Here is a 10,588-nt window from a genome sequence, read left to right on the forward strand (position 1 = left end):
ATATTATCGGTGTCGGTATTTGAGAAAACTGAGCTTTCAAGCGCCTTTCAGGGCGATACACTCACATCTGATTTACTCGACTCCGCTAACCAATTGAATTTATTCGGAAATTAACCGGACGCTACTGCATTATTACAACAGTTTAATCTTAAAGCTTTTAAATGAATATTTTACCTAGTTTTAAAATCTTGGCACTATCATTTATTGATTATTTGATCAAGAATAGACTGCCTTTACTTTTCATCATTCTTCTATTCAAAATTTCAGTTAATTCCACAAATGGCATTTGGGTTGATGATTTCTGGGAGCATGCCTCAGATATACGCGCCTTCATGAATAGCCCCTTTAGTCCCGGGCATCCACAGTTTTTAACGACAGATCCCCATGTTTTCTTAAATCCATACACCTTTATAGTTGCACTGTTTGGCTTAGCGGTCGGTTTAGACCAAATCACCAGTCTCGCGTTATTTAGTATTATTAATTACAGTCTTTTTTTTGCTGGATTATATTTATTTATTTCAACCATTGATAATAAAAATAAGAACGGGATCTGTTTTTATACTGTCTTATTGATATTGCTTTTGCATGGCGATAATCCTTGGCAATTTAGTGGTTTTTACAATAGCGAAATTTTCTTAAGTGTAATGCCACTACCATCTACCTTTGTAATGGGACTATCTTTTATTGGTTTTTATCTAAACTTTTTAAGATTGAAACAGTCTAGAAATGTTCTACTATATCCATTGCTAGCAATCACCACTTTTTCGATATTATCTCACCCTCTCACCACAATTTTTTTATTTACGGGTTTTTTAGCACAAGCACTTGCCGATAAAAGAATTTCTTCACTTATTAGCTTTACTTTTCTTTTCTTTCTTACTTTTTTATTGTCAAGTTTTTGGCCATTTTTCTCAATTGTCAATCTAATGTTTTCAGGTGGCAATACTTATCATGCTTTAAATATTAATTTGTATTCTAATATTTTAGATAATATTTGGCCATCACTTATTTTTATTCCGTTTATATTTAATATACTTTTCGAAAAACAATATCGTGTTATACTATTTTCATTATTTATCTTAATTGGCATTTACTTATACGGTTACTTTTTTCAAAGATATGCATACGGAAGATCTATATCTTTTATATTGATAATCGTTAATATTTTTATTGCAATACTCATTATCAAGAAAGAGTTGAAGCTAAAAAACTTCAATCGCAATATTTATTTATTTACGCAACTAATTTTTATAATTCTATTGGTTATATTTAACGCTTCCTGGCTAAAGGAATCAACTCAGCGCGCTTTAACCATCGCAAACAGTATTCGAATTGGCCGTCCAATTTTTAATGAAATAACGTTCTCTGAATATACTTTTTTGAAAAGGTATACCGGTCAGCACGATCTCATCATTGCAGATTTAAATTCCTCATGGATCATTCCTGCCTTTAGTGGAAAGGTTATTGCAACAATGCTTCCTGCTCCCCTTGTAAAAGATGTCATATCCAGAACAAATGATATGGTTAGTTTTTTTGATTTAAACACCTCCGCTGAGACACGCTGCAGAATTATTAATGTGTATAAACCGAAATTTCTGTTTTTAATTAATCCCCCAGAGACTAACTTTGAAAGTCTATTCGATCAATTCGGACCCAATGGAGGGGGACATTTAATTTTTAAAAATACAAAATTTACATTATTAGAGATTAATAAAAATTATAGTTGCAAATGATATTTTTTTATTTTGGCATATATATTTTTAGCGAATCACTTTTCCAAACTATATAAAAATTTCTATTTGCTAAGAGAACGGGATTTGTTGTCGCCCATGCGGGGACAATAAATGCACACAAATTTGAATACAAAGAATTAATCTTACTGTCTGAATATGTTTTTATTGATTGATTAGTAACTTCAATATGATTAATTTGTTTTTTCTCAGTTGAATTTTTATTAATTAAAACCCATAAGGCATACTCCCAATCATTTCCAAACCCCAATAATCCAATTGACTTACAGTCTGACTTATTTAAGTAATCAGCTGCTTCCTTATAAGAATTTTGAATTTTATTATTTCCAGAGAAATACTGATCATCTCGCGATATATTAAATACACTATTCGAACCTAAAAATGGCTTGTTTACTGATGTTATTAAAAATGATATTGACCAATATATCGCTGCACAAAGCATAATATTGCCAACTTGGATTAACTCTAATTTCGAAAATATTTTAGTTAATTTCGGTAATTTTTGTGCAAAGAAAGGGAGTCTGATTAATATAATATCTTTAATTTGATAATTTTGTAATTTTTCAATGATATAGCCAATAAAAGGAGTCAATATTACAAATAGTGGAAGATGTAAACGACTGTGCCATGGTTGCCATCTTAAATATCCACAAAAAATAATGAATCCGCTTAAAGCACACAAGATATACAAAGTGATTTTTATATTGCGTGATAAAAATAAAAAATATACTCCAATACCTATCGCTAACAAAAGTATGTGTATATAATTTCCTGCATAATCCTCATGTTTCATTAGTCCTTGTAGTTTAAATTCATATTCTGGCCACGATATTCTTCTATCATTTTTATCAATATCAATATATACATGTATTTTAGAAATTACTTTTTCTATTTTTTTATCTAAAAATGTGCCAGTTTCAATATGCAATCCTATATTTCGCACTAAATTTGAAATAACGGTAGCGGGGGTGATGATTTCGCTTGCATATGAATAATTTCCAGTTTCTGTTGTTTGACCTAATGGCGAACCAACTAACTTATAATTCCTATAATAATGCCCACTATTTATTAAAATTACAGTGATCGGTATTAGCATCAGCAAAACAATATTTTTACAAGTTAAGTATTTTATTTTTGATGCAATAACCCAAACTAAAAATGGAAGGCAAAAAATATACGCAGTTGGTTTTGTTAAAAGAGCTAAACCAAGAGAAATTCCAGCCCCTACAGCGTTAATCAAATTGATTTCTACTCTAATACTTAAGCAATAATGTACAAAACAAACTATCCAAAGTGCTACAACATAATCTGTTTGTGTTGAAGTACTTTGCAATATCCCCATGGGTAAAGCTGCACAAAGAACAGCTGAATAAATTTGGCCTTTTAGAGAAGCTCCAAGCTGTTTTGCTATAGTTGAAACAACTATTAATGAACTTGCCATGCTTAACCATTGAACATAATTTGCATATCTATCGGAATTGCTCAATAGCTGCAAATTAAGAATGGCATACTCTGACCATGGGCTTGAAAATAATTGCCTTAATATTGATGTGGGGTAAAAATCTACAGATCTGTTTTGAATCCAATGCATCACACGACTCATATGATAAGTCATTGAATCATACGTATTAGGGGGGGAGTACCACGCTAAGACCCATGTGATTAACAGTACAGTGACTATGTAGCCTAAATAAATATATAAGATTTTTTGATTATTAAAATCAGTTAAATCTGATTTTATTACAAAGTTATTTTTATTTTTTTTAATGTAAAAACACTCTTTAATAATCCAAAAAATTATTACTACTACCCAAATTGTCTGTATGTTTTTTGAATCAATCAAGCCGTATAGGCTTAATATTTCAGTTATTACTAATATTAATACAGCTAGTAAGGCTACATTAAATATATATCTTTCACGTATATTATTCATTTTTTCGTTTTCGATATTTTTGAATTCACGAACTTTGAAAGCTATTCTTAAACAAACAAACTATGGTTTTGGATAAATTCCATCAAATATTTTTACTTGATTTCTTACATAACCAGGCCTCAAATGCGAGTCATCATTATAAACTGGCATACCGCCATTATATAATCTTATGCATAAATTATCAGGGCATAGATATTTCAATTGATCCAAGTAAAAGGCACTTGATTTTTCAGCTATCAATTTCAATTCATTATTTAAACTGAACTGTATTTCAGAAATAGGGATGTGATTTTTAATCGATTCAAGGTCTACTAAGTTCAATCTATTACCTATGATTTTTCTTGGATCGAATAAATCATTCATAGGATTATCTAATAATAAATATACCTTATACTTTTTTGATAATTCTGAAATATACTTTTCAAGTTCTAGTTTTGATTGCTTAACGCCTTCCTTTGATATATCTCTAAAATAATATCTTATATTTTTTTCTTCATAATAATAATTAAAGTTATTGTAGTTTGTAACTTCACTAGCCTCAGTTTCATAGTAGCAATTCCAACAAGCTCCAATAACTATTTTTTGAACCTGAGGGTTTTCGTTTAAGAATAAATTTATATTTGAAATAAAACTTCTGCATTGTGGATGTTTATCATCATAAACGTTAGGAATGGGTGGGCACCCAGGAATTGTATAAAAAGCGGAATTTTTAAATCCACCTTCTTTAAATAATTTTACAATCCTTGGACCGAATTGTTGTACATGAGAGTCTCCAATGAATGCAATTTTAACTTCTTCATTATTTGTTACGTTATACGTATTCCCATTACTGAGAGATTTCTCCAACATTCCTTCTTTCCAATTCCAATCGTTAAAAGCTGATACTAATAGACTGTAATTTTTAGCAAATTTACGATTAGGAAATCCATTATTTAAATATATTGTAATTCCAAAAATAAATACCAAAGCTAGAATTGTATAAATTATTTCTATCCTTATCTTTACCTTGTGTGCATATCTAATAGGTTTTTCAATGTATTGATATGTCAGCCAAGCAAATAAAAATGAAATCCCAACTAGTATTAGCCTAGTTGCAAAAGTAAATCCCTCAACATATATAATTTTTCCAAAACTTAAAAGCACCCAATGCCAAAGATACAAAGGGAAACTTATTAAACCTATATAAACTAGTACTTTATTTGACAGTACGTACTCATTTAATAAAGTATTCTTCCCAGACTGTATTATTAAAACCGTACCTATAACAGTCGCTAACGCCCACCATCCTGGAAAAATCACTTTAGTATTTATCATTAATAGACCAAAAGCTATTAAAGCAGTGCCAATCAATGAAATAATATTATTATTGATAATTTTGTTATTTATTTTAATACTTTCAAATGATAAAGAATTAAAGGATTTGATTTTTTTATATTTTTTATCTGCAAACCACTCTTTATTTTGAAAACATGCTAACAATGCCCCTGCTCCGAGCTCCCAGAATCTTGTCTGCGGTAAATAGTATAAACCCTCGTGCTGATTTGTTGTTTCGTAAATATTAAGACCAAACGAAATGATTGTTATTATTAAAATACAAATATATATATTTGTATTTTTTCTCCAACATATCCACAAAAATAATGGCCAAAAAATATAAAATTGCTCCTCTATCCCTAATGACCATAAATTTAACAAAGGCTTTGTGTAAGCATCCGCATCAAAATACCCAACCTCATTAAAATATAAAATATTTTCAATAAAGATTGCACCGCCTGCGATATGTTTTCCTAGTTGTTTAAACTCAGGGCCTAATAAATAAATCCAACCAATTAACCCGCTAAATAACAATACCAAAATTAGTGCAGGAAATATTCTTCTCGCTCTTCTTGAATAAAAATCAATAAATTCAAATTTATCTTTACTCAAATCCCCTACGATATTTTTTGTTATTAAGTAGCCTGATATAACAAAAAATATATCTACGCCAATAAAACCGCTTTTAATCCAATTAGGTGATGCGTGAAATCCTATAACAAGCAACACTGCAATGGCTCTTAGCCCATCAATATCTGGTCTATAGGCATTATTATTAGCTTTATTTTTATTATTTACAAAAGTTGGCATTATCATAATAAAAAATTAGTTTTAGTTACCCGTCTACCGGCGCAGTATCTTCTTTAATAGAATTTTGATTTTTAAACGATACAGTTTTAAAAACTGACTAAAATTATTTTCATATGACACGCAGTCACTTCGCCATGTAAAAGGCAAGTGTTCAACACACTGATAATCCTCGATCGGAAACGGGTTGCTACCAACCCAGCTCTTTCTCATCGCAACCCAATGCTCATCAAACTCATCCTTTGGCCCGTGTGAGCTTCCCTCTCCCCAACCAATATCAAGCGAACGACTGCAATACGGCATCACAACAAAACCTTGAAGCGTCCACTCTTCTATCAAATAATCAAAATGTTGATCAACGCCAGGCTTCCAATACTTTGATAAGGTATTCCACGCGGAACGACTGACTGACCAGCCTTTGCCAATTCCATAGCGGAACTTTCCATATGACCAAAGCATATCGCGTTGCTTCGGCTCTTTTGAAAAGGCATTGATTGCCCTGAATTTTTTGTCGTTGGCATAACGTGCGTGCATGACATCGCAAAAATTAAAGAAATCATAGCCAAGTAAGATGTCATCCTCAACAACAACCGTATATTCGCAGTCAATGTTAGCAAAAGCTATTTCGAGGCCCGTTCGGACATTATTATTGATACGGTACTTCACGCTACTCTGTGAGTGATAGTTAATAACATGGTGCGTTGTATCAATCCACGATATTGCGTCTATGATTTGTTTGACTTCTTCGGATCCTTCCTGCCGAATAACAATTAGATTAAATTGTTCAATCAAATATACTTGTCTGAGAGCATTCAGTGTTTCTTTTGTTTTATCAGGTCGATTGAAAACAATGAAGACAACAGATTTTTTGTATACTGACATTTCAATCACCCAATTCAATTGATATCAGAAAATATAGACTGGCGAAATTGAATCATCAATGTCTTGTTTCGGCATCATTTATTATATTGCTGCAGTAAACGAGTACTTATTTTCTTTAGTAAGTGGCCAGGATAGTAATATAACAATCGCTTTAAAATCAGGCTAAATTTATTTTTTCTCATTAGTCCACTTAAGTCTTGCTTTACATCGAATTGATTCATCGCCATTAAAGTCACATTTTCTTTAATCCCCTGATCTGCATGCAGCGTAGTCGATTGATCGACCAGACAAATATCCGCAATTCGCTCGAATAAATTATATTTGCTCAACACAAGGTTCTTCGAGGCAATAATTGCGTTTAAACGTTTCTCATATAAATCACTTTCAATTATTTTCTCAATTTTTTTAATTGAGCCTTTTAAGTCGACTATATCAATAGTTGAAAATGACTTTGAGTCAAAGTACTCGCTGGCATTGGGTGCCCCATAATAGATGGGATATGCCAACCCTAAGAATGCGTCATATAATTTTTCGGTAATTACATCATTACGAGACTGGTTTTCTATCGCAATATGGTATTTGTAAGGCGAAATGCCCTCCCATTTTTGCTCTAACGTTTGGACTCCATTGCCAAACCAGTCAATTTGATCACCAAAGTGTGCTTTTAGGGCTTTAACGAATTTAAGCCTTAGTTGATGCTCTTCTGTCCAAATCTGATTCGAACAAAACACAGATAAAGTCTTTTTTTTGGGGAGAAAAGTGAGCTCTTCAAAAAAATTACGGTCTCTATCATGTGCTGAAAAAATCGATTGGCCATGATTTGCATTGATCATCCATGGCAAGTACGGCAAGCCAAAAAAAACATTGTCTGCATAAATATCATGACAGGTATAAACTCTGGCAAATTGTGCTAAAAAATTTTTCCTTAACTCCCCGTCATAAAAAAATCGGGGCCATGCGACTTCTGCAGTAAGAAAGAATACATTTTTCTTTTGAATATGACAGGTTTCGATAGGTTTATAAGGTGCCTCTAAACAAAACCAATAATCTGCAGTTCTTACGTCATCACGATTAATAAAAAAAACACAATCTCTGACCGAATTATCAGTACGACCAATAAATTGACTGATATCTGCAGCCTCAAAACCAGGCAGTGACAGTTTTATAGTGATCATGGCTTAAAAATACCTTCACGGTATATTTCAAGCAGTCGTTCGTTTGATTTTACAACTGACTGCTCGTTAGCCAACTGCAAGGATTTGACCGAGTGCTCGTAGACTAGCTCAGGGCTATCAATATATGCTTGTATTTTCTCAGCCAAGCTTCTTTTTGCAAGATCATATCTGCCTTGAACCATTTCTGATTCAACATTAGCCATATATTCTTCAATACTATTGAAGCGAAAGCCGTATTCGCCTAAACGATAAAATTGATTAGGGAAATCAACAACTACTCCATTCTGATTTTTTGTCAAAAAGTTACTTCTATGGAAAGTGTTAGTGATAATAGGATGCCCATATTCGATGCCTTCCATCGCGTTAGCCCCCCCATCGACATGAGTCAAGCAGATACTTATATCAGCATTTAATAATAATATTTTTTTCGTCTTTACTGAAAGTGGGGCTTCTTTAATAATCTTGATTGATTTTACAGATCTTAAATTATCTAATTCCTTTTCTGGAATATTAGGGCAAGCAATAGTTAAGATTGCATCATCTGGTTGCCTGATACTTAACCAAGATTCAATTAGTAAACCTACCGCTTTTAATTTATAGTCTGAAGCTAAAAATAAAAAATGTAGTCTATTCTGTCCTGTATGACATTTTATTTCTTCAGTTTTTTTTCTAGGAATACATCGCATTTGTGGGTATTTATAAAGCTTGTGAATTAGATCAGTGCCGAAATAATGCACAAACTGTGCTTCTAAATCGTCATCGCCAATTAATAACCCTTTGAATTTATCAGATGCAATTAAACTCTTGATATCATCTAATCTCTTTACAATCTCAAAAGGTTTCCTTGCGCCGAAATAAACACCAGGGGTCAATATTTGATCATTGGGCTCTATGTAATATGGCTTGGCAACACTTTCAGGTTTCTGCAGAAAATGTGCGACGTCCGCTTCTGGGTAGTTAGACCAAGCTAATGGAGCACACTCTCCATGCATTCGTTCAGCGATGTAAGGGTGCGTGTTCACAGACCGATAATGATAATAAACTGTTAATGCATTTTGATTGCCGAGCTTTAAATAGCTTCGTTGTCTTTGATATTTTTGATACTTTATAGACAAAAAGTCGTAAGCTTTATCAAGTCTTAGTTTGGCTTGTATTCGGTTAATCAGTTTTCTCGAGCGAGTGATTTGAATTGACATAGAATTTTCGATTAATAATACACTATTTTTTTATGACTTTATTAATCATGTGATCATTTGTCAGTCAATATAATTATTATTTGGGCACAGGGTTATCGCGATGACTTAATTGTTTTTAACGTATTTCAAAGCCTCTAACTCCTGAACAGATCTGTTCGAACATGGTTTAATGTATTCGCTTTTGAGTTTACTCAACACATTATTCGAGATCATCACAAATTGCCTTAACAATATCATAAAAGCCGTTTTGCTTGCGTATTTCCGGCGTACAAGTCACATAATAGTTATCAATTAGGCCGACACCTTTGGCTGCAATCTTAATGCCATAATCACCCATGATGATTAAAGCGAGAAATCAATTTTTGTTTCCAATAACTCGCGATTGAAGTCATCAATTAAACTGTTAATCTTTAAATCTCTTAAAATTAATTTTTATTTTCATTTAATTCGGTGCTCTGAATAACTTATTTTTCTGACGTTACTTCAACAGAAATATATGATCGTGGTGGCTAATTTTTTCTTTATGAATATAGCCGTATTGATTTAGATACGCTGTCAATACTTCTGGACTTCGCGTCTCTATGCACATAAGCTTAAACCTATACGCCTCATGGTCAACCCCTTTCAGCACCTCGATTTCCGCACCCTCTACATCTAGAGACAAAAAATCAATTAATTTTGGTGCGCGCGCCTCATCCAATAATTCGTTTAAGGGCCGAGCGATAGCCCCGTACCTAAAAATCCTTTCGGTATCTGCAGCTAAATAATGTGAACCACTCATAGCATGCTCAGCGGGATCGGCAATATCGGATTCTAGTCCAATCGCGGCAGACATATAGTGGGCATAAATCATTTCTACGAATTTTTCATTGTAATCAAAGGATGTACATGCGTTGCAAAAAAATGAGTTTCGATTAGATCTATTTGACAAGCATTGTAAAAAGTTGTTCGGTGATGGTTCGATTAATATTCCTGACCAGTTTTTATGTAACTCGAAAAATAAGGTATTGGAAAATCCGATTCCATCTGCAGCTCCCAACTCAACGTAATAGCCGTCGCGGTAATTTAGATATTTTTCGACGATTGCATCTATCTGTTCTGCGCCGTGGTATTTTTTAACTTTCAGTTTTACATCCCTAAGTAACCTCCATAGCATGGGGGGGGTTAGTCCCTTTATGATTGACCTTATTGAGCACTTATTAGGCATTGTCATATCCCTTTCAACTTGATCACTCTCGTAATTATGTTTTAATTTTGATTAGATGTAAGCCCGTATTTTTCTGCAACCTTCACGGGCAACGGTTAGACTGAGCTTAGCCACAGTTCGCAATCAATTTTGGCTATAGTACATATCTCAGTAGTGTCCGGTTAAACCGGGTTGTTAATCAGTAAAAGCCAATATTGGCGTGGCCTAGCGGCCGATTTTATTTGGTGCCGATTTGAATTCAAATTCATCATTTTTGGGTATTTTCCTAGGGGTTAGCCTCTGGGGGATGTCTCATGAACGTCGGCAAGACGCTTTTTGCGCAG

Annotated in this window: 7 protein-coding genes; 1 reads left to right on the top strand and 6 read right to left on the bottom strand. The window is 33.2% G+C overall.

The window, feature by feature from the left end; translation table 11 throughout:
- The first annotated feature begins 161 nt into the window (after nucleotides 1-161).
- Nucleotides 162-1,733, top strand: a complete 1,572-nt coding sequence (locus QWY30_RS15655; protein ID WP_290242603.1) for a hypothetical protein — start codon at nucleotides 162-164, stop codon at nucleotides 1,731-1,733.
- Nucleotides 1,734-1,740: 7 nt separating this feature from the next.
- On the opposite strand, the gene QWY30_RS15660 is transcribed toward QWY30_RS15655, so the two are convergent.
- The 6 genes from QWY30_RS15660 to QWY30_RS15685 form a co-directional block, all read right to left on the bottom strand.
- Nucleotides 1,741-3,684: an ArnT family glycosyltransferase gene (locus QWY30_RS15660; protein ID WP_290242604.1), complete on the bottom strand. Its 1,944-nt coding sequence runs from the start codon at nucleotides 3,682-3,684 to the stop codon at nucleotides 1,741-1,743.
- A gap of 60 nt (nucleotides 3,685-3,744) precedes the next feature.
- Nucleotides 3,745-5,808 (bottom strand): acyltransferase family protein, encoded by a 2,064-nt coding sequence (locus tag QWY30_RS15665; RefSeq protein ID WP_290242605.1) that lies wholly within the window; start codon nucleotides 5,806-5,808, stop codon nucleotides 3,745-3,747.
- Nucleotides 5,809-5,841: 33 nt separating this feature from the next.
- Nucleotides 5,842-6,687, bottom strand: a complete 846-nt coding sequence (locus QWY30_RS15670; protein ID WP_290242606.1) for a glycosyltransferase family protein — start codon at nucleotides 6,685-6,687, stop codon at nucleotides 5,842-5,844.
- 74 nt (nucleotides 6,688-6,761) lie between these two features.
- Nucleotides 6,762-7,862 (bottom strand): glycosyltransferase family 10 domain-containing protein, encoded by a 1,101-nt coding sequence (locus QWY30_RS15675; RefSeq protein ID WP_290242608.1) that lies wholly within the window; start codon nucleotides 7,860-7,862, stop codon nucleotides 6,762-6,764.
- Nucleotides 7,859-9,058, bottom strand: a complete 1,200-nt coding sequence (locus QWY30_RS15680) for a glycosyltransferase family protein (RefSeq protein WP_290242610.1) — start codon at nucleotides 9,056-9,058, stop codon at nucleotides 7,859-7,861. Before QWY30_RS15680 ends, QWY30_RS15675 begins: the two co-directional genes overlap by 4 nt.
- 478 nt (nucleotides 9,059-9,536) lie before the next feature.
- Nucleotides 9,537-10,271, bottom strand: a complete 735-nt coding sequence (locus QWY30_RS15685) for an FkbM family methyltransferase (RefSeq protein ID WP_290242611.1) — start codon at nucleotides 10,269-10,271, stop codon at nucleotides 9,537-9,539.
- Nucleotides 10,272-10,588: the final 317 nt, after the last annotated feature.

The sequence above is a fragment of the Zwartia panacis genome, from assembly GCF_030410395.1.
Lineage (GTDB): Bacteria > Pseudomonadota > Gammaproteobacteria > Burkholderiales > Burkholderiaceae_B > Zwartia > Zwartia panacis.